At 69.6% G+C, this 22110-nt stretch carries 24 protein-coding genes; 7 read left to right on the top strand and 17 right to left on the bottom strand.

All coding sequences use genetic code 11. From position 1 onward, the window contains the following. Window positions 1-24: 24 nt before the first annotated feature. From ACFY8W_RS10405 to ACFY8W_RS10360, 10 genes are all read right to left on the bottom strand, one after another. On the bottom strand, window positions 25-600 hold the full coding sequence (locus ACFY8W_RS10405; RefSeq protein ID WP_391102739.1) for a hypothetical protein: 576 nt from the start codon (window positions 598-600) through the stop codon (window positions 25-27). Beyond that, window positions 600-1769: a hypothetical protein gene (locus ACFY8W_RS10400; RefSeq protein ID WP_391102737.1), complete on the bottom strand. Its 1170-nt coding sequence runs from the start codon at window positions 1767-1769 to the stop codon at window positions 600-602. Before ACFY8W_RS10400 ends, ACFY8W_RS10405 begins: the two co-directional genes overlap by 1 nt. Before the next feature lie 10 nt (window positions 1770-1779). After that, window positions 1780-2916, bottom strand: a complete 1137-nt coding sequence (locus tag ACFY8W_RS10395) for a hypothetical protein (RefSeq protein WP_391102735.1) — start codon at window positions 2914-2916, stop codon at window positions 1780-1782. 31 nt (window positions 2917-2947) lie between these two features. Beyond that, complete coding sequence (locus tag ACFY8W_RS10390; protein ID WP_391102732.1) at window positions 2948-4135, bottom strand: hypothetical protein; 1188 nt, start codon at window positions 4133-4135, stop codon at window positions 2948-2950. A 78-nt stretch (window positions 4136-4213) separates the two neighbouring features. Further along, window positions 4214-5416, bottom strand: a complete 1203-nt coding sequence (locus ACFY8W_RS10385) for a hypothetical protein (protein ID WP_391102730.1) — start codon at window positions 5414-5416, stop codon at window positions 4214-4216. Between the two features lie 57 nt (window positions 5417-5473). Then, the gene (locus ACFY8W_RS10380) at window positions 5474-6403 is read right to left on the bottom strand and encodes a phage distal tail protein (protein WP_391102728.1); all 930 of its coding nucleotides are present in this window, start codon (window positions 6401-6403) and stop codon (window positions 5474-5476) included. Between the two features lie 61 nt (window positions 6404-6464). Beyond that, on the bottom strand, window positions 6465-7727 hold the full coding sequence (locus tag ACFY8W_RS10375) for a tape-measure protein (protein WP_391102727.1): 1263 nt from the start codon (window positions 7725-7727) through the stop codon (window positions 6465-6467). Continuing rightward, window positions 7724-8923, bottom strand: a complete 1200-nt coding sequence (locus ACFY8W_RS10370; RefSeq protein ID WP_391102724.1) for a phage tail protein — start codon at window positions 8921-8923, stop codon at window positions 7724-7726. Before ACFY8W_RS10370 ends, ACFY8W_RS10375 begins: the two co-directional genes overlap by 4 nt. A gap of 29 nt (window positions 8924-8952) precedes the next feature. Continuing rightward, a complete protein-coding gene (locus ACFY8W_RS10365) occupies window positions 8953-10035 on the bottom strand; it encodes a hypothetical protein (RefSeq protein ID WP_391102721.1) in 1083 nt (360 codons plus the stop codon). A gap of 94 nt (window positions 10036-10129) precedes the next feature. Then, complete coding sequence (locus ACFY8W_RS10360; protein WP_391102718.1) at window positions 10130-10342, bottom strand: hypothetical protein; 213 nt, start codon at window positions 10340-10342, stop codon at window positions 10130-10132. A 309-nt stretch (window positions 10343-10651) separates the two neighbouring features. On the opposite strand from ACFY8W_RS10360, the gene ACFY8W_RS10355 reads away from it, so the two are divergent. Next, window positions 10652-11497, top strand: a complete 846-nt coding sequence (locus tag ACFY8W_RS10355; RefSeq protein WP_391102715.1) for a hypothetical protein — start codon at window positions 10652-10654, stop codon at window positions 11495-11497. A 50-nt stretch (window positions 11498-11547) separates the two neighbouring features. Here the strand turns inward: ACFY8W_RS10355 and ACFY8W_RS10350 are convergent, their stop codons facing one another. The 4 genes from ACFY8W_RS10350 to ACFY8W_RS10335 form a co-directional block, all read right to left on the bottom strand. Further along, window positions 11548-11853 carry a hypothetical protein gene (locus tag ACFY8W_RS10350; protein WP_391102713.1) on the bottom strand — a complete coding sequence of 102 codons (306 nt, stop codon included), beginning with the start codon at window positions 11851-11853 and terminating at the stop codon, window positions 11548-11550. A gap of 113 nt (window positions 11854-11966) precedes the next feature. After that, window positions 11967-12257, bottom strand: coding sequence for a hypothetical protein (locus tag ACFY8W_RS10345; RefSeq protein WP_384421317.1), 291 nt, complete (start codon window positions 12255-12257; stop codon window positions 11967-11969). A 128-nt stretch (window positions 12258-12385) separates the two neighbouring features. Next, window positions 12386-12997: a phage tail protein gene (locus ACFY8W_RS10340; RefSeq protein WP_391102711.1), complete on the bottom strand. Its 612-nt coding sequence runs from the start codon at window positions 12995-12997 to the stop codon at window positions 12386-12388. 290 nt (window positions 12998-13287) lie between these two features. Continuing rightward, a complete protein-coding gene (locus ACFY8W_RS10335) occupies window positions 13288-13695 on the bottom strand; it encodes a hypothetical protein (protein ID WP_391102709.1) in 408 nt (135 codons plus the stop codon). Between the two features lie 321 nt (window positions 13696-14016). Between ACFY8W_RS10335 and ACFY8W_RS10330 the strand changes: the two genes are divergently transcribed. After that, a complete protein-coding gene (locus ACFY8W_RS10330; protein WP_391102707.1) occupies window positions 14017-14853 on the top strand; it encodes a hypothetical protein in 837 nt (278 codons plus the stop codon). 89 nt (window positions 14854-14942) lie between these two features. Here ACFY8W_RS10330 and ACFY8W_RS10325 read toward each other — a convergent pair whose 3' ends face one another. Genes ACFY8W_RS10325 through ACFY8W_RS10315 form a run of 3 tightly spaced genes read right to left on the bottom strand, consistent with a single transcriptional unit; the run spans window position 14943 to window position 16316 of the window. Beyond that, complete coding sequence (locus ACFY8W_RS10325; protein ID WP_384421324.1) at window positions 14943-15158, bottom strand: hypothetical protein; 216 nt, start codon at window positions 15156-15158, stop codon at window positions 14943-14945. Beyond that, window positions 15152-15985, bottom strand: a complete 834-nt coding sequence (locus tag ACFY8W_RS10320; protein ID WP_391102705.1) for a hypothetical protein — start codon at window positions 15983-15985, stop codon at window positions 15152-15154. Before ACFY8W_RS10320 ends, ACFY8W_RS10325 begins: the two co-directional genes overlap by 7 nt. After that, the gene (locus ACFY8W_RS10315; protein WP_391102704.1) at window positions 15978-16316 is read right to left on the bottom strand and encodes a WhiB family transcriptional regulator; all 339 of its coding nucleotides are present in this window, start codon (window positions 16314-16316) and stop codon (window positions 15978-15980) included. Before ACFY8W_RS10315 ends, ACFY8W_RS10320 begins: the two co-directional genes overlap by 8 nt. Before the next feature lie 243 nt (window positions 16317-16559). Between ACFY8W_RS10315 and ACFY8W_RS10310 the strand changes: the two genes are divergently transcribed. The 5 genes from ACFY8W_RS10310 (at window position 16560) to tuf (ending at window position 21820) form a co-directional block, all read left to right on the top strand. Then, window positions 16560-17012 carry a helix-turn-helix domain-containing protein gene (locus ACFY8W_RS10310; protein ID WP_391102702.1) on the top strand — a complete coding sequence of 151 codons (453 nt, stop codon included), beginning with the start codon at window positions 16560-16562 and terminating at the stop codon, window positions 17010-17012. A gap of 441 nt (window positions 17013-17453) precedes the next feature. Beyond that, window positions 17454-17825 carry a 30S ribosomal protein S12 gene (gene rpsL, locus ACFY8W_RS10305; protein WP_003948652.1) on the top strand — a complete coding sequence of 124 codons (372 nt, stop codon included), beginning with the start codon at window positions 17454-17456 and terminating at the stop codon, window positions 17823-17825. 2 nt (window positions 17826-17827) lie between these two features. Next, window positions 17828-18298 (top strand): 30S ribosomal protein S7, encoded by a 471-nt coding sequence (gene rpsG, locus ACFY8W_RS10300; RefSeq protein ID WP_128985143.1) that lies wholly within the window; start codon window positions 17828-17830, stop codon window positions 18296-18298. Between the two features lie 39 nt (window positions 18299-18337). Then, on the top strand, window positions 18338-20464 hold the full coding sequence (fusA, locus tag ACFY8W_RS10295; RefSeq protein ID WP_391102699.1) for an elongation factor G: 2127 nt from the start codon (window positions 18338-18340) through the stop codon (window positions 20462-20464). A gap of 162 nt (window positions 20465-20626) precedes the next feature. Further along, window positions 20627-21820 (top strand): elongation factor Tu, encoded by a 1194-nt coding sequence (gene tuf, locus ACFY8W_RS10290; protein ID WP_365754583.1) that lies wholly within the window; start codon window positions 20627-20629, stop codon window positions 21818-21820. The last annotated feature ends 290 nt before the right edge of the window (window positions 21821-22110 follow it).

The raw sequence follows: 22110 nt of genomic DNA, 5'->3' as shown, positions 1-22110 counted from the left end.
TCCTCGTACGGCTCGGTGGGCGGATCAGGTCTGGGTGCCGTAGATCAGCACGGGCTGGGCGTAGACGGTGCCGCCGGTGGCGAGGGCCTGGACCTCGATCTCCATGATCTGGCCGAACTTGGTCTTCATGTCGCCGGGGAGCAGACCGGTGTGGTCGTAGATCGATCCGGCGGTGACCGTCGGGCCGAACGGCTGCTTGTCGACCAGGACCCGGATCTGGCCGGTGACGCCGGCGGCGGACACGTCCGTGTGGAGCGACAGCCGCAGCTTCGGCTGCCAGATCGCGTTGTAGGACCGGGCGATGGTCGTGAAGGAGGCGCTGGTCGTGGACGGCCAGCGGGACTTGTCGACGGGCTGCGGCGCGAGCAACTGGAGCCAGGGCCGGGCGAGGCCGCCGGTCATGATGTCGTCGGCGAAGATCTCGTGACCGTAGCCGTCGAAGATCCGGAACAGCGGCCGGTTGATGGTGACGCTGCCGCTCTGCACGGGCGGGCGGATCTCGCTGACGGCCGGCCGCGTGTTGACGGCGGTGGACAGGGCCTTCAGCCGCCGTTCCATCTGGTTGAGCCGATCGATGATGTCCTCGGGCAGCTTGGGCATCAGGCCTCCTCAAGGTAGAGCTCGGCGGTGTCGGGACGGCCGCGCTCCGGAGGAGTGACCTTGACGCCGATGATGCGGTAACGGGTGTTCAGACCCTCGGAGAACCACTCGTCCGTGATGCGGATGCGCGCCATGCGGCCGAGGAGCGCCGGCGGGACGATCCCGCCGAGGTGGATGCTGATCGCCGGGATCACGACCGTGCCGCGGGCCTCGTCGAGCTCCCGCTTGGCCAGCGAGTCGAGCGTGAGGGTGTCGGTGACCTCGTTGTGGTCCGAGGACAGGTCGATCAGCGGCCAGCCGTCCGCGAGCAGGTCGCTGGCGATCTGCGGCTTCTCGGGATAGATCGGCCGGGACTCCGTGCCCGCGTTGGCGTTGGTGGACGCGCCGCGGGCCAGGGCGGTGGTGCCGCCGCGGGTCGCGTCGTACGGGAAGGAGTACGACAGGATGCTGCCGGGCCGGTCGAAGACCAGGTCGGTCGCACCGTTGACGATCTTGGGCGAGCCGAGCCGGAGCTGCCGGACCCGCTTGCCGTCCTCCGGGTCGCGGTAGACCAGGATCTGGTGCTCGAAGCCCTTCTCCAGCGCGGCGAGCTGCTCGAGCGCGTCCAGGTAGACGGTCTCGTCGCCGTTGCGCCAGGAGACGGTCCGCAGGGGGGTGCCCTCGGGGGACTTCTCGTTGCCGAAGCTGATCCCGAGGCGGCGGGGCTCCTTGCCCTCCTCCGCCGGAGGTTCGGACGGGTCCGGGGGCGTCGGGTCGTCCTGGAGGTCGAGCTCCGCCCACAGCCGGCGCGCGATGTCCAGCTGGTCGGTCGGGGTCGTGAACGCGATGGCGTCGGTACGGATCCGGCGACGGCTCGCGTACGAGTCGAAGGTCGCGGCCTGGATGCCGAGGGTCAGCACCCCGCGGCCGCTGGACTGCAGGGTAGTGGTCCAGATGATGCCGCCCCACCACAGGTCCCCGCCGCGCTCCAAATAGACCGCGGTGCGGCCCTCGCGGACCTTCTTCACCCGGTCCGCGATCTCCTTGTTGGGGATCGGGATGGTGCCGGAGAGCGAGCCGGCCTTGCCGATGTAGTCGTCGAAGGAGACGTCCCGCAGGGGGAGGATGTCGAGGGTCTGGTCGGTGAGCAGGTCGGTGAAGATCGCCCGGTAGGGCGTGTCGAGACTCATGCGGCGGACCTCACGGGAGGATGTAGGTGGCGCTGACACGGATGTGGCGGCCGGGGACGAGCGCGCCGGGGTAGTCCCAGGTGCGCAGGCTGATCTGTCCGGACGTGGTCACGTTGGCTCCGCCGCTGCCGTAGCCGTCGCAGGCCGAGGTTTCGACGCTGATGGCCGGACGCCAGCCCGCCGGCAGCGTGCACAGGGGCTCGTCGGCCAGGTTTCCGGCGCTGTCGACGTCGATCCGGGAGGTCCGGGTGACGGTGACGTTCATGGTGCACAGCCCCGCCTTGTTCCGGCGGGCCTCGAAGGCCACCAACGTCCAGTTGGGGAGTGCGGTGGCGCCGGTCGTGGCGCTCTCCACCTCCACCGGCGGCTGGTAGTTCACGAAGGCCGTGCCGTTCCAGCGCTGGAGGACACCGGAGTTGTCGCGGTACTGGCCGGTGTAGCTGCCCGCGGAGAGCGTCCCGGTGGGGGCGACGCCGCCGATGTCCTTCGGGTAGGAGACCCAGGCCGCGCCGTCCCAGCGCTGGAGCTGGCGGGCGTTGTTGTTGTCCTGGTACTGGCCGGGGTACGAGCCCGGCACGGTGGCGTTGTTGTAGACCGGCAGGATGCCGCCGACGCCGACGGTCGTGGTGCGCAGGTCGGTGAGGGCGGTCGCCCACGGGATGCCGCCCGCGCCGGCGGAGGCCCCGGCCGGCACGCGCACGTGGAACAGCGTCAGCGAGGTGCCCGGCGCCGGAGGCGGCTCCGGCGCGGCCTTCGGCTGTCCCTGGATGATCTCGACGGTGGCCTCGCTGCGCGTCTGGCCGTCGGACTCCGCGTCGTACACGCGCAGCAGGACCAGGTCGATGCGCGGGTTGAGCGCGTCGCCGTCGGCGAAGGTGAGGGGCATGTCCGCGTCGAGCCAGACGGGGTAGGCGCCCTGTCCGTTCGACCCCTGGACCACGGCGCGGCCGTAGGACAGGTTCGCGGTCATCGGGCCGATGGAGGTCAGCGAGAACCCGCTCACCCGGTAGGTGCCGTTCGGCGAGCCCGGCAGGACGCCGGACCGGGAGGCGACCGGGTTGACCGGGGTGGTGGCGCCGATGGCGGTGAGCCGGGTGGTCGCCCGGGTCTGGCCGGTGGGCTGCAGCCAGCCGCTGCGCAAGGCCATGGTGTCTCCTCTCAGAGGGGTGGGTGGAGCGTCAGAACTGCGGGTCTACGCGGATGAACGTGTTGTCGAACCCGCCCTTGACGCCGGCGGTGTTGGCGACGACCCGGAAGAAGGCCGTGAGGGTGTAGCTCAGGCCGGGCGTCAGGCCGGTCAGGCGTCGGGTCGTGGAGGTCGAGATCGCGTTGTCGCTCGCGCAGATCGCGGCCCACTCGTCGTTGGTGTCCTGGACGAGGGTGGCGCCCTGGGTGAGCTTGAGCGCCATGTACGCGTAGAGGTCGTTGCGCGACCTGATCCGGGAGCCGAAGGTGACGAGGACGTTCTTCGACGGCGGGGCGGTGAAGGTCAGGGAGAACGGGTTGTTGGTGCGCCCGTCGAGCGTCGACGTGTACGTGCTCGACGAGGTGTCGCCCCAGTCGCTGGAGTCGGTGAAGTACGGCCCCGGCATGACGGCCGGCTTCCACGTCGCGCCGTCCCAGCGCTGCAGCCAGCCGCCGGTGTTGTCCCGGTACTGGCCGACGTAGCTGCCCGACACGTTGCCGGCGCTGGTCGGGACGATGCCGCCGAGGGCCTCCGGGTAGGCCACCCACTTGCCGCCGTCCCAGCGCTGCAGCTGGTTGTTGGCGGTGTCCTGGTACTGGCCCGGGTAGCCGCCCGGCAGGATCTCGCCCTCCACGGGCAGGATGCCGCCGATCGAGACGACCGGGGTGCGCAGGTCCTTCAGCGCGGTGTTCCACTGGATGCCGCCCGTTCCGGCGCTGGCGTTCGCCGGGACGGTGATCTCGCACAGCGGCAGGGAGCGCGGCGGCGCGACCGGGCGGTCCGGGCTGCCCGGGGCGCCCTGCATGATCTCGACCTTCGCCTCCTGGCGGAGCTGGCCGTCGTACAGGTTGTCGTAGATCCGGATGACGACCAGGTCCTTGCGGGGCTGATCGGTGCCCGGGGCGACGGTGAGCACCACCGGGGTGGTCAGGGACACGGGGTAGACGCCCTGGGAGATGTCGCCCTGGATGACGGCGCGGCCCTCGTGGACGGTCACGGACATGAGGGCGGTGCCCTCCGTCCAGAAGCCGGACAGGCGGTACAGGCCGCCGTAGGAGCCCGGCAGGATGCCGGAGCGGACCTGGACGGGGTTCACGGGCGTGGTCGCGCCGATCTGGTTGAGGCGCGTGTCCTCACGGGTCTGGCCGGTCTCGGCGACCCAGCTGCTGCGCAGGTTCATGGGGTTCTCCGTTCGGGAGTGACGAGGGAGGTCGTGCGGAGGGCGGGGCGTGGCTGGTCAGGCGGTGGGGCCGGCGGGTCAGGCCTTGATCCACTCGGCGTGCAGCGTGCAGCCGTAGCCCGAGCCGCCGAGCGTCTTCACGGCGGCGGTGTGCGACTGGTAGCCCTGGAGCTGGACGGTGCTGCCGGCGGTGAGCCGGATCAGGCCCTGACCGCCGACGGTGATGGCACCGTTGCCGGCCGGGACGAGCCAGGTCAGCCGCGGCTGGCCGGTGCCGCCGACCAGGATCCGGGCGCCGCGCATGCCGGTCTGGGAGTCGTTCTGCCAGGTGACGTGGCCACCGAGGCGCCACCAGCCGGTGCGCGGGACGACGTAGGTGTTGGTGCCGTTCCAGCCGGTGGCGTCGTCGATCTCGACGGTCGGCAGGGTGATCACGGTCCAGGTGTTGGGCGACACGCTCTGCTGCTGGGTGGACAGGTACTGGGTGGCGCCGAACAGGATCTTGGCCGTGCCCTCGGCGTACTGCCAGGCCGCGCCGTCCCAGCGCTGGAGGCCTGCGGTGCTGTCGCGGTACTGGCCCGCGTAGCTGCCGGTGGCCGTCCCGGTGGGCGCGATGCCGCCGATCGCCTTCGGGTACGAGACCCACGTGGCGCCGTCCCAGCGCTGCAGGAAGCCGCCGGCGTCGCGGTACTGGCCGACGTACGCGCCCTTGAAACCGCTGGTGGGCAGGATGCCGCCGAGGGCGACGACCGGCCAGTGCTGGGCGGTCACGTTGGTGCCGGTCCCGGTCCAGACGATGCCGCCGGTGCCGGCGGAGGTGCCCTTCTTCACCAGGACGGTGTAGAGCGGGATCGCGCTGCCGTCCGGGCTCGCCGGCGCGGCCGGAACGGCCGCGGCCAGGCCCTTGACCAGGCGGATCTTGGCCGCGGTCTCGCCGGTCTTGTCGTACTGGTCGTCCAGGACGACCAGTTCGATCAGGTCGATCCGGTCGTACTGGGCGTTGCCGTCCTCGATGGTCAGGGTCTCGGGGGTGACGGCGGCCACCAGGTACGCGCCCTGGTTGGTGTCCTTGCCCTGGATGATCGCGCGGCCGGTGCCGATGGTGCACTGCATCGGCGCCGACCCGGTGAGCACGAAGCCGCCCGGCAGGATGCCCGGGCGGGAGCGCAGCGGGGTCTCCTCGACGCTCTGGCCGCTGGGCGTGAGCAGCGCGGCGAGGGTGAGGCGGGTGTCCTCACGGGTCTGGCCCGTGGACTGGAGCCAGGCGGCCCGTACGGTCATGGTTCTTACCTCTCGGTGGGAAGGCGGAGGGGGAACGGGGGTGACGGGGTCAGCGGGTCACCACTCGGCGCTGCGCCAGTGGACGGTCATCAGGGCTTCCGGGGACGCCGAGTCGGGCCGGAAGGAGAGCTCGCAGCGGCCGGGGTCGAGCGTGAACAGCTCCTCCGGGCTGGAGTCGGCCATGGCGGTGTGCCGGCGGGAGGCGGTGTTGTTGAGCATCACCGTGCCGTTGGCGGTGTCCACGGTCAGCTGGTCGCCCGCGCTCAGGTCGATCGCGTACCGCAGCCGGCGCCGGCTGTTGCGGTCGGTGACGCTCGGCATGGAGCACGGGCCGCGGAAGACGATGACCGGGTGGGTGGCCGCCGAGCCGGTGTTCTCGGCGACGGCGTCGCCGGTGGACAGGGCCTTCCCCCAGTCGAGCGGCCAGGTCAGCGGCCAGGTGATGCCGGCCTCGGGCTGCGGGGCGCCGGTGGAGACGGACTGCTCGTTGACGGCGTAGCGGCGCGGGTCGGAGGCGAGCCACTGGATGGACATCTTCGAGCTGCCCTGGGTGGCGAAGCCCTGGTCGGCCGGGACGACGCGCTGGGCGATCCGGGCGCGTACGGCGAGGAGTTCGCCGTGCAGCCGGACGGTGAGCCAGCGCTCCTCGTCGAGCAGCGCGAGCGCCTGGCGCAGCGCGCGCAGCGCCTCGGGGACGCCGTCGTACTCCGGCATCAGCACGATGGTGCCGCCGACCTTGCGCGGCTTGGCGTAGCGGGAGCCGGGCCAGGCGCCGTGCGAGGTGGGCCGCTCGGCGTCGGAGGAGTCGTACTCGGGCAGGTCCTCCCAGCCCTGGAGGCCGCTCCGGTCGACGGAGAACGGCGTTCCGGGGCCGATGAGAAGCCCGGCCCACTGGATCTGCCCGTCCTGGGTGATCAGCGAGCCGGGCGCGAGGTCTGCGGTGAAGCCGTTGCTTCCGGCGTATGCGGTTGTGGTGGTCTCGGCCATGGGGCCGTCACCTCACTTCTGAGGGGCTGTCATGGGCGGGGATCGGTCGGGCGGAGCAGGTTCAGCAGTGAGCGGCCGCGAGGAACAGCAGGTCCTCGGCGGTCGACCGCGGGCCGGCGCCCGGGTCCTCGTGGAAGTCCCGGATGCGGTGCGGCCGCCGGGGAGCCTCGGTGACGGCAGGGACGCGGCGGGTCTCGAGGACGGTGAGCGGGTCGATGCGCCAGCCTTCGGTGGAGCCGGGGAAGACGACACCGCCCTCGGCGAGCATCGGGATCTTGTCGATGTCGACGCCGAACTTCTTGCCGAGGATGTTGACGCTCAGCTTGTTGAGACCGTCGATGATCCAGTTGGCGAAGGCGATGAGGCCGTTGATGGGTCCCTTGACGACGCCGAGGACGGCGCTGAGGGCGCCCTTGATGAGGTCGCCCATGCCGCGCAGGGCCTTGGCCACGGCGTCCTTCGCGTGCCGGAAGAAGCCGGGGATCTTGTCCGTGATGAAGGTCAGGATCGGCTTCACCGCGCTCTTGATGGCGCCCATGGTGCGGGAGGCGATCCCCCGCATGGCGTTGGCGGCGGAGCTGACCGCGCTGCCGATTTTCCGGATGCCGTCGATGGCGGCGCCGATGCCCTTCAACGCGGCCTTGAACAGGGTCAGATACGCCTTGAAGTAGGTCCCGACGGCCTTGCCGATGAGCGTGATGATCGGCTGGAGGAACTTCCAGACGGACTGGAAGCCCTTCAGCGCGGCCTGGAAGACCTGCTTCATGATCTTCTGGCCGGTCTTCGTCTGCATCGCGTACTCGATGAGCCAGGCGGCGACGGGTACGAGGATGCCGACGAGGAAGCCGATCGGGTTGGCGCGCATGGCGACGTTGATGCCGGTCATGGCGACGGAGGCGACGGTCATGACGACGCCGTACGTCTCCATGAGCTTGGTGATGACGTCGGTGATCGGCAGCAGCGGCGCGAGGATGCTGAGGATGCCGCCGATCGCGGGGCCGAACTTCGCGGCGGCCGTACGCGCCTTGCCGGCGGCGGTGCCGAGCTTCTTGACTCCGGCGCCGGCCTTGGACCGCTGGATCTTGCGGACGGAGGTCGCGGCGCCGGAGGCGGTGGTGCCGAGGGTGCGGACGGAGGTGCCGGCGGTCTTGAGGTCGGTGGCGAACCGCCCGATGTCTCCGGCCGCCTGCTGGACGTTCTGCCTGAGTCGCTTGAGCGAGTCACCCGCCTGGCCGGCGCCCTGCCGCAGGGAGGACACGCGCGGGGTGAGCGCCGTGAACCGCGGGAGCCTGACTCGTCGCAGAGGGACCGCGGCGGCACTCATCCGCGCGCCTTGGCCAGGTACATCAGGGCGTCCGCCGTGGACTGCGGATCACTGCCCCGGGCCGCGTGGTAGTGCTCGATGTGCAGCCCGGCGCCCTTGCCGCCGCCCTGGGCGTGCGCCGACATGCGGGCGCGGCGGGCGGTCATCGCGAGCAGCCGGTCCAGCTTGGACAGCGGCAGGACGGCCTCGGCCTCGCCGGCCTCGGCGAGGATCGCCGGGACACCGCCGGTGCGCGGCATGACGACACCGCCGGTGGCGAGCATCGGGATGGTCGGGATGTTGACGCCGAAGGTCTTGCCGCCGACGATCGGCACCCAGCCGGGAACGCTGACCTTGACGCCGTTGACGGCGCTGATCATCCGGTTGATCAGGCCGATGACGGCGTTGATCGGCCCGGACACACCGCTCTTGATGCCCTCGAACGCCCTGGACGCGATGTCCTTGAGGCCGTTCCAGATGGAGGACATCTTGTCCTTGACGGCCCGGAAGGCGTTCGGGATCGCGGTCTTGATCCAGTTCACCACCGGGGTGATGACGGCCTTGATGCCCTTCCAGACGGCGCCGATGACCGTCTTGATCGCCTTCATGACCGTGGTGATGACCGTCTTCCAGATCTTCACGTAGGTCTTGATGACGGTGGCGACGGCCTTGACGACGGTGGAGATGGCCTTCTTGATGCCGTTCCACACCGTCTTGATCAGCTGGCCGGCCTTCTTCATGATCGGGCCGACGGCCTTCATGACCGAGCTGATGACCGTCTTTATGGCGTCGAAGGCCTTCTTCAGGATCTTCTGCATGGTCTTCGACTGCAGCGCCATGTCGACGATCTTCTCGATCAGCGGCATGAAGAGCTCGATGAGGCGGGCGAGGAAGTTGCCCTTCATCGACTTGTTGAGCTTGTCCTGGCCCTTGGCGGCCTTGCCGGCGCCGGACTCGTACTTGCCGAGCTTCTTCCCGGCGGTCTCGGCGGTCCGGCCCGCCTTGGACATGGCCTTCTCGGCGTTGTCCGAGGCCGTCTTGAGGTTCTTGAGCTGGGTGTTGGAGCCCTGGGCGTTGGTCTTGAGGGTCTTGAGCTGACCGGCTGCGGACCTGCCGGCGTCGCCGACCTTCTTGACCGAGCCGCCGGCGCCGGACGCCTGCGTCTTGAGGTTGCGCAGGCCGTCGGACGCGCCCTTGAGGGACTTGACGAGAGACATGGGTTACCTCCTTTCGTGGGTGGGGTGGATCAGCGGGCGGCGGAAGCGCCGATGACGGTGTCGAGGTTCGTGATCGTTCCCCTGAGTTCCTCGAACTTCGTGCGCAGGGTGCCGGTCGCCGTGGCGAGATCGCTCATCTTGGTGGCGGCGGGGCCGAGATCGCTGGACTTGGGGAGGTTCTTCGGGTCGAAGCCGACCATGGAGTCCTTGAGCTTCCCGACGGCCTTGGCGACCTTCTCGACCTTGCGCGGATTGAGGTCCCGGACAGCGTCCCTGATCTTGGCGACACCCTTGGCGACCGGTTCCAGCTGTGCGTGGTTGATCCCGTTGGCGGTGTCGGAGACCGTCTTGATGGCGTTCGCCGCCTTGGTGGCCTTGCTCTCGCTCGGCAGTCGGCCGAAATCCCTGATGAAGGCCGGGGCCCGACCGTTGAACTTCAGCACCTCGGGGTTCAGCTTCTCGAGCTGCTCGCGCAGGGCGCGGGTCTGCGCGACGTTCGTCTCGTTCCCGACGAGATCGGCGAGGCTGGTGCCGCCGTTGGCGACGCGGCGCTCGCGGGCCTCGACGTCGGTGCGCCTCTGAAGCCGGACCTGGCCGTTCTCGTTGAAGGCCAGGATCCTGTCTCTCCGGAAGATCGCAGCCTGGAGCGACCGGTGGAGGTCCGTGAACTTGCTCGCGACGACGAGGGCGAGGACGGGGACGACGAGAGCGACGACCATGCCTCCCAGGGCCGCGTAGAGCCAGTTCTGCCACTTGATCGTCTCGTCGGTCTTGGCCTCCTGGTACTTCTCGAACGCGGCGGCGAAACCGCCCAGTCCCAAGCCCTCGAGGTACTCCGTCCACGGCTCCTTCTGGAGCTCCTCGTACATGATTGCGAACCGCTCGACGAACTTGAACGGCAGCAGATTGTCCGTGACGATCTTGGGGTCCCCCGTCATGAGGGACTGCTTGAGCGCGGAGACGGTCGTCTTGACGGTCTGCTCTCCACGGTCCTTGGAGTCTTTGGCCTCGTGGTCTCCCGGCGTTTTGATCTCTGTGTGAATGGTGTTCTCGAGGAGCGCTTTCTTGAGGTCGGCGATGTCCTTGCTGACGATGTCGATGTCTGTAGCCATGGATTGCTCCGCTTCTGGCCGGTACGGCCATGCGCCGAAAAGCCCCTGCCGACAAGGAAGTTCGGCAGGGGCTCGTGCGTGTGAGGGCAGCCGGCTAGGCGTCGTCGTCCCGGCGGGAGCCGTGGCGCAGCATCGCGAGGGCGTCGTTCCAGCCGGCCGCGTAGGCGGCCGCCTCGCGCTGGTCGACCTCGGCGCACAGCGTGCCGAGCAACGCTCTCTTGTCGAGCGCGGTGGGTCCGTTCAGGAGCTGGGCGAGGCGGTCCTGGAGCGGGATGTGCGGTCGCGATGCCTCGGCCTGCTGAGTCATGGACGCCTGCCTTCCGTTGCTTGCCCTTGCGTGCGTGGCGGCGCCGCGGAGTGAAGCGGGGGCACCACGTTTTCGAACTTCTGTGCGAACAGAGTGTGGAACATCTGTTCGAGGTTTGTCGAGCTGGAAACCTCTGACGGCGTGTCTTCTCGTCAGGTTCCCGTAGGGGTTGGTCCTCGAGCAGCGCTGGTGTTCGACCGGGGTACTCTGGAAGACGCGTTCCCCGGACCTGACACAGTCTTGGGGGACGGGAGGGGCGCGAGGGGCGCGCGGGGGAACCCCAGGGGGTTTGGAAGGCAGTGCTGACGCATGGACACCGAGCCGGGCGGTAACCGGCGGGAGCGAGTCATCGACTGGCTCGAGTCCCACCCGGACCTGCCCCATCTCTTCGCACGGCTGGCCGAGCTCGTCCACGTCACCGGGTACGCCCCCGAGGACCTCGTCGTGATGCCCCGCGCGGAGGTGGACCGCCGCGAGACCGCCGCCTTCACCGCCGGCTGGGCCGAGGCGGTCTCCGACGAACTCCCGCGCATCCGCCGCGAGTACGAGAAGCGCGTCGCCGACGCCTACGCTCAGGGCCAGGGTGACGCGCGGGGAATCCGGCGGCCGCAGCGGCGTACGGACGCGAACGCGAACCCGGACGGCGCCCGGGTCATCGCGCTGCCCTTCGCCCGGCTGCTCGAACCGCCGGCCGTGGTCGTCCAGGCCGAGGAGCGGGTGCGCCGGGAACGCGAGATGTTCGAGCAGCGCTCCGAGCACACCTACGCGCCTGAGCCCGAGCCCGCTCCCGTACCCGAACGCCTGCCGGAGCCGGCGTCGGAGCGGGAACCCGAGCCCGTGGCCGAACTCGAACCCGAATCCGTCCCCGAGCCCGAGGCCGACGTCCTGCTCACCGCCCAGGAGAGCCGCGCCCGCCGGAACGCCCAGCCGGTGCGCAAGGTCGTCCGCGGCAAGGGCGGCCGCCCGATCGTGCCGCCGCTCACCAGCGTGCCGGTCCAGCCCGGCGCCGCCGCCGACCGGCGCGGCGCCGACTCCGGCGAGCCGGACGCGCGCGCGGGCGCGCGTGGGCGCCGGCTCTCCGAACGGGCCAGGGCCCTGGAGGAGGAACTGGCCGCCGAGCGAGCACAGGAAGCGCCCCCGGAGCCCGCTCCCTGACGGGAACGGGCTCCGGGGGCTGTGGGGGTGTGGCTTCTGCGGCCGGAACGTCAGCCGAAGAACCTGGCGAGCGCAGTGGGGGAGATCGCCTCGCCGGCGCCTTCGGCCGCCTCTGCGGACTCGTCGTCCGCATCCTCGCCGCCGTCTCCCTGTACGCCCGGCCGGGGAACGGGCTTCGGGAAATCCGGCTGCTCGCTGTCCTCGTCCGAGTTGACGCACGAGAACATCCAGTTGGCGACGGCCAGATGGTCCACCGTCGCGGCGAGGAGATGGTCGGAGAGAGACCACTCCGCCGCCTCTCCGTGGAGCTGCCGCTGCACCGCGCCGTCCCGCGGCAGGTTCTTCACCAGCACCATCAGTCGCCGGCTGGAGAGTTCACCCCGGTGCCAGTCGAGCAGATCCGTGCCGTAGTAGCGGAGCAGGTCCGCCTCAAGGGCCTCGGCGTGTTCGTCGACGAACTCGACGAGGCTCAGTCTTCCCCCAGGCCGAGCCCGGTCTCCTTGCCGTAGGCCTCGAGGATCGCGGCGACGTCCTGCATCGTGATGTCGTGCTCCTCGAAGCGGGAGAACTGCTCCTCACCCATCAGGAGTGCGAGCAGACCGTCCACGTCGTTGTCGTCGAGCTTCCGCAGCGCCTTCGCGGTCTTGCGGGAGAGCTCGGTCGGAAGCGTGAAGGACTCGCCGTCCAGTTCGAAGGACCAGGTGCGGCCGTGGGCCTCCAGTCGCTGGGCGCGAGCGGCGTTGACGTCGAAACGGGCCATGGTGTGCGTACTCCTTGTTCGCGTGGTTCGCGGGGCGCGTGGGTGAAGAGGAGAAGGGGGCTGGGCGGGACGGCGGTGGGCCGTCCCGCCCCGGGTGGTGAGAGGACCGGACGGTCCTCAGACCGTCATCAGACGGTCGCGGAGTACTGGCTGTCCTTCATGAGGAAGGTCGCCAGCGGCTTGCCGTCGCCCTTCGACATCGCCGAGAAGGTGATGCCGAGCTGGGAGGCGGCCTTGCGGGCCAGCTTGATGTCGTCCGTGGCGGTGACCTGGCCGCGCGGGATGATGAAGCGGTACTTCACCGCGGTGGTGCCACCGGCCTTGACGTCGGTGAACTCCAGGCCGAGGGCGCGGACGTCCGCGAACGGACGCTCGGCGATCTCGTACCGGTAGGTGTCGACGGCCGGGGTCGGCTCGGCCTTCACCGCGTCGCCGCCCATGAAGAACGGGAGGGTGTCCTCGTTGAACTGCAGCAGCGAGAACTTCAGCGACAGGTCACGGGCCGAGTAGATGTAGTGGACCGGGGAGACCGACTGCCACGAGTCGATGGCCTCCAGCTTGTCCTTCTTCGAGAAGGTGACGCCGTCGCCGGTCGTGAAGCCCAGGTCCTTCCAGCCCGCACCGGACCAGTCGGCGGCGGAGTCCGTGCCGAAGGTGGCCGGGAGGGAGGTGCCGGCGTCGGCGACGTAGAGCTTGCCGGTGCCTGCGACGCGGATTTCGGCGGAGTTGTTGCCTGCCATGGTGGGGTTTCTCCTTGGTGAGAGGGGGTGAGGGCGCCGCCCCGGCTTCCGGGGGATCCGGATCCGGGTACGGCAAAGGCCCCGCCGGATGGGCCGGCGAGGCCTGGTCTGTGGGGCGCCGCGGGGGCGCCGGGAGTGCCCGACGGGGCGCTCCGGGAGCGAGCGTCTCCGGTGGAGCCGCGGTGGGCTCTGAGCCGGGGTGGGCTCCAGAGCGGCGGTGGGCTCAAGAGCCCGGCTCGGAGCCGCAGTGGGCTCAGGAGCCGCGGTGGCCCAGGAGCCGCTGCCGGCGTCTAGAAGACGTTCAGCGAGAGCTGGATGACGCAGAGGTAGCGGTTGGCGCCGCGGTAGAGGTAGTCGGGCAGCCAGCGGGGTCCGTCCTGCTCCTCGACGTCGGTGACGAAGTTCGCGCCGAGCTGCTTGCCGATGGTGGCGAGCAGCGCGCGCCGGGCGGCGTTCGCGATGACGTGGGCCTCGGTCTTCGTCGGTCCGTACACCTCGAACTCGATCAGCGGCTTGTCGACGTGCAGGTCGCCGATCCAGGCGCCGCCGCGGCGGTTCACCAGGACGGCCTTCTGCGTGCCGTCGAAGCCGCTCGGCGCCTGGGCGGCGATCGTGACGCCGGCCAGCGCCGGGTCGGCCTTGAGGACGTCGACGACCAGCTTCTCGACGTCCGGGAACGCACTCGGGGGAGTGGTCATGACGGTTCTCCTCGGTGGAAGGGGAGCGCGGGACGGGTGGTGCGGGGGGCCGCCCGGGGCGCTCGACGCGGGGAAGGGGGCGGGGGCGCGGAGCGCTCCCGGACGGCGAACGGCGGAGCCTGCGGCCCGTCTCGCGGGCACAGCTCCGCCGCTGCACCAACTGTGACAGACGAGCGTGCGCGCACGCAACTAGTTAGGGGACCGATTTCGCGGTTCGTTCGTAAGGAGGCGTCCGCACCTGTTCTGACCTGGGGAAATGCTCTTTCGGAGCGCGCCGCCGCCCGATAGGTTGGGGCTCCCGCACCCGATGAGGAGCCGCCCGTGCCCGCCGTTCCCGCCGCCCGACCCCGTCTCCTCTACGTCACCGACCTCTCTTATCCGGCCCGCGGGCGGCGCTACTGCGACGAGGACATCGACCTCACCGCCCGCCTGCGCGAGGCCTTCGGCCTCGCCCTGTGCCACCCGCGCGACGCCGCCGCCCTCATGGACGGCTTCGACGCCGTCGTCGTCCGCAACAGCGGCCCCGTCCTCCACCACCAGGACGCCCACGACCACTTCCGCGCCCGGGCACAGGCCCTCGGCACCCGCGTCTACAACCCGCTGCACGGCCGCGGCGACATGGCCGGCAAGCAGTACCTGCTCGACCTCACCGCCGCCGGACTCCCCGTCATCCCCACCGTCGACCGCCCCGAGCACCTCGACCGGCTCCCCGCCGCCGAGACCTACGCGGTCAAGCCCAAGGCCGGCGCCGACTCCATAGGCCTGGAGTTCGTGCCGTACGAGCGCCTCACGGAGCTCTCGTACGGCGAGGTCCTCGTCCAGCCGCGGATCGACTTCCGCTACGAGGTCTCCTTCTACTTCGTCGACGACCGCTTCCAGTACGCCCTGTACGCCCCCGACCCGGAGCGCCGCTGGGTCCTCGAGCCGTACGAGCCCACCGACGCCGACCTCGCGTTCGCCCGCCGCTTCGTCGACTGGAACACCCTCGACCACGGCATCCAGCGCGTGGACGCCTGCCGCGCCCCCGAGGGCGAGCTGCTCCTCGTCGAACTGGAGGACCTCAACCCGTACCTCTCCCTCGACCGCGTGCCGGATCCGGTCCGCGAGCGCTTCGTCGAGGCCGTGACCGCATCCCTGCACGACTTCCTGCGGGCATGACGAAGCGCCCCGCGTCTCTTGGGAGACACGGGGCGCTTCTTTTCGTACGGAGGGAACGGGGCGCGTCCGTTCGTACGGAGGGGGTGAGCTCAGGCGGTACGGGGCTTCCGCCGCGCCGCCCGCTCCGCCGCGAAGACGTCCTCCAGGCGGAAGAGCTGCGCCCGCCCCGCCTTGCCGGCGGCGCGCAGATGGCCCAGCTGGACCCACTTGCGGATCGTCGCCGGGGCGACTCCCGCCTCCTCGGCGGCGAGCGGGCCCGGGATCAGCGCCGGCAGGGACAGCGGCAGGGCCGTCGAGCTCAGCATGAGGTCTCCTTCGTGTCGTCCATCGCCGCTTCGATCTCCTCCGTGCGCGCCCCGGACGCGTCCGCGAGCTCCGTCCACTCGTCCTCCGGCCACAGGTGCCGGTAGGACGGGTCGTCCTGGCAGCCGCACGCCTCGTCCGTGCACACGCACGCCGGGTTGACGCACAGCACCGCGCGCCGGTCCGGGAAGGCCCGCAGCGACACCGAGTCGCACCACGGGCAGCGCCCCGACACCCGGACGACCGTCTCCGCCTCGCCCAGCGTGCGCGCGCAGCGGCGGGCCATACGGCGGATCTCGTCGCGCACGTGCCGGGTGAGCACCGGGTGGCCGGCGATCTCGTCGAGCAGTCCGACGACCCGGCGCAGCCGCTCCACGACCCCGGCTCGGCGGGGGCGCGGCAGCCCGAGCCGCGCGCAGACCGCCTCCTCCAGCTCGACCACGCCGTCGGTGATGTCGCGGATCGCGTCGGAGATGTGCAGCCGGATCGGCGCTGCGCCGTGGCCGGGCACCGCCAGTCCGTGCCGCTGTTCGAGCAGCAGGGCCTCGCGCCGCTCGGCGCGGATCAGCTCGTCCCGGCCCGGGTGCGGGGCGCGCGGCGCGGAGCCGGCGGGTGCCGTGCGCCCGGGCGCCAGCTCCTCGGCGAGCTCGGGGAACTGCCGTACGAGGGAGGCGGCCCACAGCACGACGTCACGCAGGACCCGCTCGTCGGCGACGCGACCGCGGTCGGCGGTGGCGGCGGCGGACGCGGCGGTGGGGGAGGCAGGAGAGGCGGTGGCGGCGGTGGAGGTGGGGGCGGTCACGGCCGGCGCCGGCGTGCGCTCAGCCACTGGTGCTCCCGGCGAGGACCGGGGCGGCCGCCGGTTCCAGCGTCGCTCCCGCCGCGTCCAGTGCTGCCGCGAGCTCGTCGGCGGCCGTGCGGCCCTTGCGGCCGCGCGGCTTCACCGGGCGGCCGTTGCGCCACAGGCGGCCCGCGCAGACGCCGTCGAACCAGCTCTCGGCGGGGGCGACCGCCGCCTCGCACTCGCGGCTGACGGGGCAGACGGCGCAGGCGCGCAGCGCCGGGGCCGCCTCCTTGCCGCGACGGGAGAAGACGACGGACGGGGAGAGGCCGGCGCACGCGGCGGCGGCCTGCCATGGGTTGGTGTCGGGCTGGTGCAAGGTGGGTCTCCACGTTCCGGGCCCCGCTGCCCCTGGGGTCGGTGGGACCCATGGGACTCGTGAGGCCGACGAGTGCGGCGCTCAGCAAGATAGACATGTTGCGTGCGAGCTCGCAACTAGCTCCGTGAAGCACTCTTCACCGATTCGACACGGTTGCGTGCACGAAAGCACGTAATTCTGTGCGCGCAAGCACGCTAAAGTAAGGGGCCCGAAGGGTGGGGGAGTAAAGGGAGAGCGGTACACATGAGCACTCAAGGGCTCGACGAGTTCGCGGGATGGGTCGAGGGCCTGATGCGAGCGCGCGGCTACGACATCGACAGCCCCCGCGGTGGCGGAAAGTCCCGGATCGCCGACGAGGCCGGCGTGCACCGCGCGGCGGTGACCCGGCTGCTGCAGCGGCAGAGCATGCCCGACCTGGAGACCATGCGCAGGATCGCCCCGCTCCTCGGGGTCTCCGTCCGCGACATGCTGATCCGGTCCGGGCGTGTGACCCCGGAGGAGCTGCCGGTGGCGGCGGACCTGCTGCCGCCGGGCGACTGGCAGCCCACCATGGAGGACTTCGCGCGCTGGCTCGGCGTCCCCGACGAACGCATGGACGTCTTCGTCAAGGTCGTGAACCAGTTCCTGGACCATCCGGAGACGGAGGGCGCCGAACAGCGGCCCGCGGGCGAGTCCCGCCGCGCCGCCCAGGACTGACCGCGCCAGGACTGACCGCGCCAGGATCGACCCGCGCGCGGGTTCCGGGCCCGGTCCGGAACCCGTGTCCGGACCGGCGCCCGGGCCGCCCCGCCCCCGCACTCCACGCCGACCCCCGGGGGCGCCCCCGCGCCGGACCGCGGCCCCCCGGCCCCCGTGCGCCCGTCGCCGCCGTGTTCTCCCACGTCGCCCGGGCGCTCTGTGCGTGGGCATTTGTTTTGACCGGAGTGCATGCGATAGGTACGCTCATGCCTTGTGCCTGGGGTGTGCCCGGAGCCGTGTGCGTGTCTTCAACCGCACGTCGGATCCGAGACCGGCCACCGCAATCAGCGCCCCTTTCCGCCACCGGCGGAGGTCCGCGCGATTCGACACACCCGACCGCGTGGGTCGGCGACGTTCCAGGTTAGTTGTACCGAACGGCACACAGAAACCGGAGAAGTAGTGCCTACGATCCAGCAGCTGGTCCGTAAGGGCCGGCAGGACAAGGTCGAGAAGAACAAGACGCCCGCACTCGAGGGTTCCCCTCAGCGCCGTGGCGTCTGCACGCGTGTGTTCACGACCACCCCGAAGAAGCCGAACTCGGCCCTCCGTAAGGTCGCGCGTGTGCGTCTGACCAGCGGTATCGAGGTCACGGCCTACATCCCGGGTGAGGGTCACAACCTGCAGGAGCACTCCATCGTGCTCGTGCGTGGTGGCCGTGTGAAGGACCTGCCGGGTGTTCGTTACAAGATCATCCGCGGTTCCCTCGACACGCAGGGCGTCAAGAACCGTAAGCAGGCTCGCAGCCGCTACGGCGCCAAGAAGGAGAAGTAAGAATGCCTCGTAAGGGCCCCGCCCCGAAGCGCCCGGTCATCATCGACCCGGTCTACAACTCTCCTCTTGTCACCTCGCTGATCAACAAGATCCTGCTGGACGGCAAGCGTTCCACCGCCGAGCGCATCGTCTACGGCGCCATGGAGGGCCTCCGCGAGAAGACCGGTGCTGACCCGGTCGTCACGCTGAAGCGCGCTCTCGAGAACGTCAAGCCGTCCCTCGAGGTCAAGTCCCGCCGTGTCGGTGGCGCCACCTACCAGGTGCCGATCGAGGTCAAGCCCGGTCGCGCCTCCACCCTCGCGCTGCGCTGGCTGGTCGGCTACTCCCGCGCCCGTCGCGAGAAGACCATGACCGAGCGCCTCATGAACGAGCTCCTCGACGCCTCGAACGGCCTCGGTGCTTCGGTCAAGAAGCGCGAGGACACGCACAAGATGGCCGAGTCCAACAAGGCCTTCGCGCACTACCGCTGGTAGTCGCAACCCACATCGAGACCGAGAGAAGACTGAAGCCTTATGGCTACCACTTCGCTTGACCTGGCCAAGGTGCGCAACATCGGCATCATGGCCCACATCGACGCGGGCAAGACGACCACCACCGAGCGGATCCTGTTCTACACCGGTGTCTCCTACAAGATCGGTGAGGTCCACGACGGCGCTGCCACGATGGACTGGATGGAGCAGGAGCAGGAGCGCGGCATCACCATCACGTCCGCCGCGACGACCTGCCACTGGCCGCTCGAGGACGTCGATCACACGATCAACATCATCGACACGCCGGGTCACGTCGACTTCACCGTCGAGGTGGAGCGTTCGCTGCGCGTGCTCGACGGTGCTGTCACGGTGTTCGACGGCGTGGCCGGCGTCGAGCCGCAGTCCGAGACCGTCTGGCGTCAGGCGGACCGCTACGGCGTTCCGCGCATCTGCTTCGTCAACAAGCTCGACCGCACCGGTGCCGAGTTCTTCCGCTGCGTCGGCATGATCGAGGACCGCCTCGGCGCCCAGCCGATCGTGATGCAGCTTCCGATCGGTGCCGAGGCCGACTTCCAGGGCGTCGTCGACCTCGTCCGCATGAAGGCCCTCGTGTGGTCCGCCGAGGCCACCAAGGGCGAGATGTACGACGTCGTCGACATCCCGGACACCCACACCGAGCTCGCCGAGGAGTACCGCGGCAAGCTCATCGAGGCCGTGGCCGAGAACGACGAAGCGATCATGGAGCTGTACCTCGAGGGCGAGGAGCCCACCGAGGAGCAGCTGTACGCGGCCGTCCGCCGCATCACGATCGCCTCCGGCAAGTCCAAGGACACCACGGTCACCCCGGTGTTCTGCGGTACCGCGTTCAAGAACAAGGGTGTCCAGCCCCTGCTCGACGCGGTCGTGCGCTACCTCCCCTCCCCGCTTGACGTCGAGGCCATCGAGGGCCACGCCGTCAACAACCCGGAGGAGGTCGTCAAGCGCAAGCCGTCCGACGAGGAGCCGCTGTCGGCGCTCGCGTTCAAGATCATGAGCGACCCGCACCTCGGCAAGCTCACCTTCGTCCGCGTGTACTCCGGTCGCCTGGACTCCGGTTCTTCTGTCCTGAACTCCGTGAAGGGCAAGAAGGAGCGCATCGGCAAGATCTACCGCATGCACGCGAACAAGCGTGAGGAGATCGACTCGGTGGGCGCCGGCGACATCATCGCCGTGATGGGTCTCAAGCAGACCACCACCGGTGAGACGCTCTGTGACGACAAGAACCCGGTCATCCTGGAGTCCATGGACTTCCCGGCCCCGGTCATCCAGGTCGCCATCGAGCCCAAGTCCAAGGGTGACCAGGAGAAGCTGGGTGTCGCCATCCAGCGTCTCGCGGAGGAGGACCCCTCCTTCCAGGTCCACTCGGACGAGGAGACCGGCCAGACCATCATCGGTGGCATGGGCGAGCTGCACCTCGAGGTGCTGGTCGACCGCATGCGCCGTGAGTTCAAGGTCGAGGCCAACGTCGGCAAGCCGCAGGTGGCCTACCGCGAGACGATCCGCAAGGCCGTCGAGCGCGTGGACTACACGCACAAGAAGCAGACCGGTGGTACGGGTCAGTTCGCCAAGGTCCAGATCGGCATCGAGCCGATCGAGGGCGGCGAGACCTCGTACGAGTTCGTGAACAAGGTCACCGGTGGTCGTATCCCGAAGGAGTACATCCCTTCGGTCGACGCCGGCGCGCAGGAGGCCATGCAGTTCGGCATCCTCGCCGGTTACGAGATGACCGGCGTCCGCGTGATCCTGCACGACGGTGCGTACCACGAGGTCGACTCCTCCGAGCTCGCGTTCAAGATCGCCGGTTCGCAGGCCTTCAAGGAGGCCGCGCGCAAGGCTTCCCCCGTGCTCCTTGAGCCGATGATGGCCGTCGAGGTCACCACGCCCGAGGACTACATGGGCGAGGTCATCGGCGACATCAACTCCCGCCGTGGCCAGATCCAGGCCATGGAGGAGCGTCACGGTGCCCGCATCGTGAAGGGCCTCGTGCCCCTGTCGGAGATGTTCGGCTACGTCGGCGACCTCCGCAGCAAGACCTCGGGTCGCGCAAGCTACTCGATGCAGTTCGACTCCTACGCCGAGGTTCCGCGGAACGTCGCCGAGGAGATCATCGCGAAGGCCAAGGGCGAGTAACGCACCGCGTTTAACGCACCGCGTTCCCACGCTTTAGGCTTGACACCGACCGCCGGGGGTCGGACCCGACAAGGGAAAGAACCCCGGCGGGCGGCACCCCAGCAAAGATCACCCTGGCGCCGATGAGTAAGGCGTACAGAACCACTCCACAGGAGGACCCCAGTGGCGAAGGCGAAGTTCGAGCGGACTAAGCCGCACGTCAACATCGGCACCATCGGTCACATCGACCACGGTAAGACGACCCTCACGGCCGCCATTACCAAGGTGCTGCACGACGCGTACCCGGACCTGAACGAGGCCTCGGCCTTCGACCAGATCGACAAGGCTCCTGAGGAGCGCCAGCGCGGTATCACGATCTCCATCGCGCACGTCGAGTACCAGACCGAGTCGCGTCACTACGCCCACGTCGACTGCCCCGGTCACGCGGACTACATCAAGAACATGATCACGGGTGCGGCGCAGATGGACGGCGCCATCCTCGTGGTCGCCGCCACCGACGGCCCGATGCCGCAGACCAAGGAGCACGTGCTCCTGGCCCGCCAGGTCGGCGTTCCGTACATCGTCGTCGCCCTGAACAAGGCCGACATGGTGGACGACGAGGAGATCCTGGAGCTCGTCGAGCTCGAGGTCCGTGAGCTCCTCACCGAGTACGAGTTCCCGGGCGACGACCTGCCGGTCGTCCGCGTCTCGGCGCTCAAGGCGCTCGAGGGCGACAAGGAGTGGGGCGAGAAGCTCCTCGGCCTCATGAAGGCCGTGGACGAGTCCATCCCGCAGCCCGAGCGTGACGTCGACAAGCCGTTCCTGATGCCGATCGAGGACGTCTTCACGATCACCGGTCGTGGCACCGTCGTCACCGGTCGTATCGAGCGTGGTGTCCTCAAGGTCAACGAGACCGTCGACATCATCGGCATCAAGACCGAGAAGACCACCACCACGGTCACCGGCATCGAGATGTTCCGCAAGCTGCTCGACGAGGGCCAGGCCGGTGAGAACGTCGGTCTGCTCCTCCGTGGCATCAAGCGCGAGGACGTCGAGCGCGGCCAGGTCATCATCAAGCCCGGTTCGGTCACGCCGCACACCGAGTTCGAGGCCCAGGCCTACATCCTGTCGAAGGACGAGGGTGGCCGTCACACCCCGTTCTTCAACAACTACCGCCCGCAGTTCTACTTCCGTACCACGGACGTGACCGGCGTCGTGACCCTCCCCGAGGGCACCGAGATGGTCATGCCGGGCGACAACACCTCCATGTCCGTCGCGCTGATCCAGCCCGTCGCCATGGAGGAGGGCCTCAAGTTCGCCATCCGTGAGGGTGGCCGGACCGTCGGCGCCGGCCAGGTCGTCAAGATCACCAAGTAAGTTCTCGCGAACTTCGGTGGTTTGACCTGGTAGCTCCTGGAGCTGCTTGAGAGGGCCCCGCACCACTTCGGTGGTGCGGGGCCTTCCGCTTTGCCTCCGCACACCAACCCACCCCCCCTGTGCGGTAGTCGAACACGCGTCCCGTAGCATGCCGCCGGTCAGGCGTGTCATGACCAACAGGGGTGGAGACAACTTGAAATCGGGACGTCGAGCGCGTCGCACAACGGGCAGACGAGTACGTCGTACGGCACTGGGCGCCGCACTGGCCGCCGCCGCGGTCCTGGGCATCC

The sequence above is a fragment of the Streptomyces sp. NPDC012637 genome (assembly GCF_042954805.1).
Classification (GTDB): Bacteria; Actinomycetota; Actinomycetes; order Streptomycetales; family Streptomycetaceae; genus Streptomyces.
Note: the sequence above shows the minus strand (reverse complement) of the source record. Positions and strands in the feature narration are given on the sequence as shown.

What these genes read in the sequence shown, in the direction of transcription:
- ACFY8W_RS10405 (WP_391102739.1), bottom strand. Translation starts at nt 600, where the DNA reads ATGCCCAAGCTGCCCGAGGACATCATCGATCGGCTCAACCAGATGGAA.
- ACFY8W_RS10400 (WP_391102737.1), bottom strand. Translation starts at nt 1,769, where the DNA reads ATGAGTCTCGACACGCCCTACCGGGCGATCTTCACCGACCTGCTCACC.
- ACFY8W_RS10395 (WP_391102735.1), bottom strand. Translation starts at nt 2,916, where the DNA reads ATGGCCTTGCGCAGCGGCTGGCTGCAGCCCACCGGCCAGACCCGGGCG.
- ACFY8W_RS10390 (WP_391102732.1), bottom strand. Translation starts at nt 4,135, where the DNA reads ATGAACCTGCGCAGCAGCTGGGTCGCCGAGACCGGCCAGACCCGTGAG.
- ACFY8W_RS10385 (WP_391102730.1), bottom strand. Translation starts at nt 5,416, where the DNA reads ATGACCGTACGGGCCGCCTGGCTCCAGTCCACGGGCCAGACCCGTGAG.
- ACFY8W_RS10380 (WP_391102728.1), bottom strand. Translation starts at nt 6,403, where the DNA reads ATGGCCGAGACCACCACAACCGCATACGCCGGAAGCAACGGCTTCACC.
- ACFY8W_RS10375 (WP_391102727.1), bottom strand. Translation starts at nt 7,727, where the DNA reads ATGAGTGCCGCCGCGGTCCCTCTGCGACGAGTCAGGCTCCCGCGGTTC.
- ACFY8W_RS10370 (WP_391102724.1), bottom strand. Translation starts at nt 8,923, where the DNA reads ATGTCTCTCGTCAAGTCCCTCAAGGGCGCGTCCGACGGCCTGCGCAAC.
- ACFY8W_RS10365 (WP_391102721.1), bottom strand. Translation starts at nt 10,035, where the DNA reads ATGGCTACAGACATCGACATCGTCAGCAAGGACATCGCCGACCTCAAG.
- ACFY8W_RS10360 (WP_391102718.1), bottom strand. Translation starts at nt 10,342, where the DNA reads ATGACTCAGCAGGCCGAGGCATCGCGACCGCACATCCCGCTCCAGGAC.
- ACFY8W_RS10355 (WP_391102715.1), top strand. Translation starts at nt 10,652, where the DNA reads ATGGACACCGAGCCGGGCGGTAACCGGCGGGAGCGAGTCATCGACTGG.
- ACFY8W_RS10350 (WP_391102713.1), bottom strand. Translation starts at nt 11,853, where the DNA reads ATGGTGCTGGTGAAGAACCTGCCGCGGGACGGCGCGGTGCAGCGGCAG.
- ACFY8W_RS10345 (WP_384421317.1), bottom strand. Translation starts at nt 12,257, where the DNA reads ATGGCCCGTTTCGACGTCAACGCCGCTCGCGCCCAGCGACTGGAGGCC.
- ACFY8W_RS10340 (WP_391102711.1), bottom strand. Translation starts at nt 12,997, where the DNA reads ATGGCAGGCAACAACTCCGCCGAAATCCGCGTCGCAGGCACCGGCAAG.
- ACFY8W_RS10335 (WP_391102709.1), bottom strand. Translation starts at nt 13,695, where the DNA reads ATGACCACTCCCCCGAGTGCGTTCCCGGACGTCGAGAAGCTGGTCGTC.
- ACFY8W_RS10325 (WP_384421324.1), bottom strand. Translation starts at nt 15,158, where the DNA reads ATGCTGAGCTCGACGGCCCTGCCGCTGTCCCTGCCGGCGCTGATCCCG.
- ACFY8W_RS10310 (WP_391102702.1), top strand. Translation starts at nt 16,560, where the DNA reads ATGAGCACTCAAGGGCTCGACGAGTTCGCGGGATGGGTCGAGGGCCTG.
- rpsG (WP_128985143.1), top strand. Translation starts at nt 17,828, where the DNA reads ATGCCTCGTAAGGGCCCCGCCCCGAAGCGCCCGGTCATCATCGACCCG.
- fusA (WP_391102699.1), top strand. Translation starts at nt 18,338, where the DNA reads ATGGCTACCACTTCGCTTGACCTGGCCAAGGTGCGCAACATCGGCATC.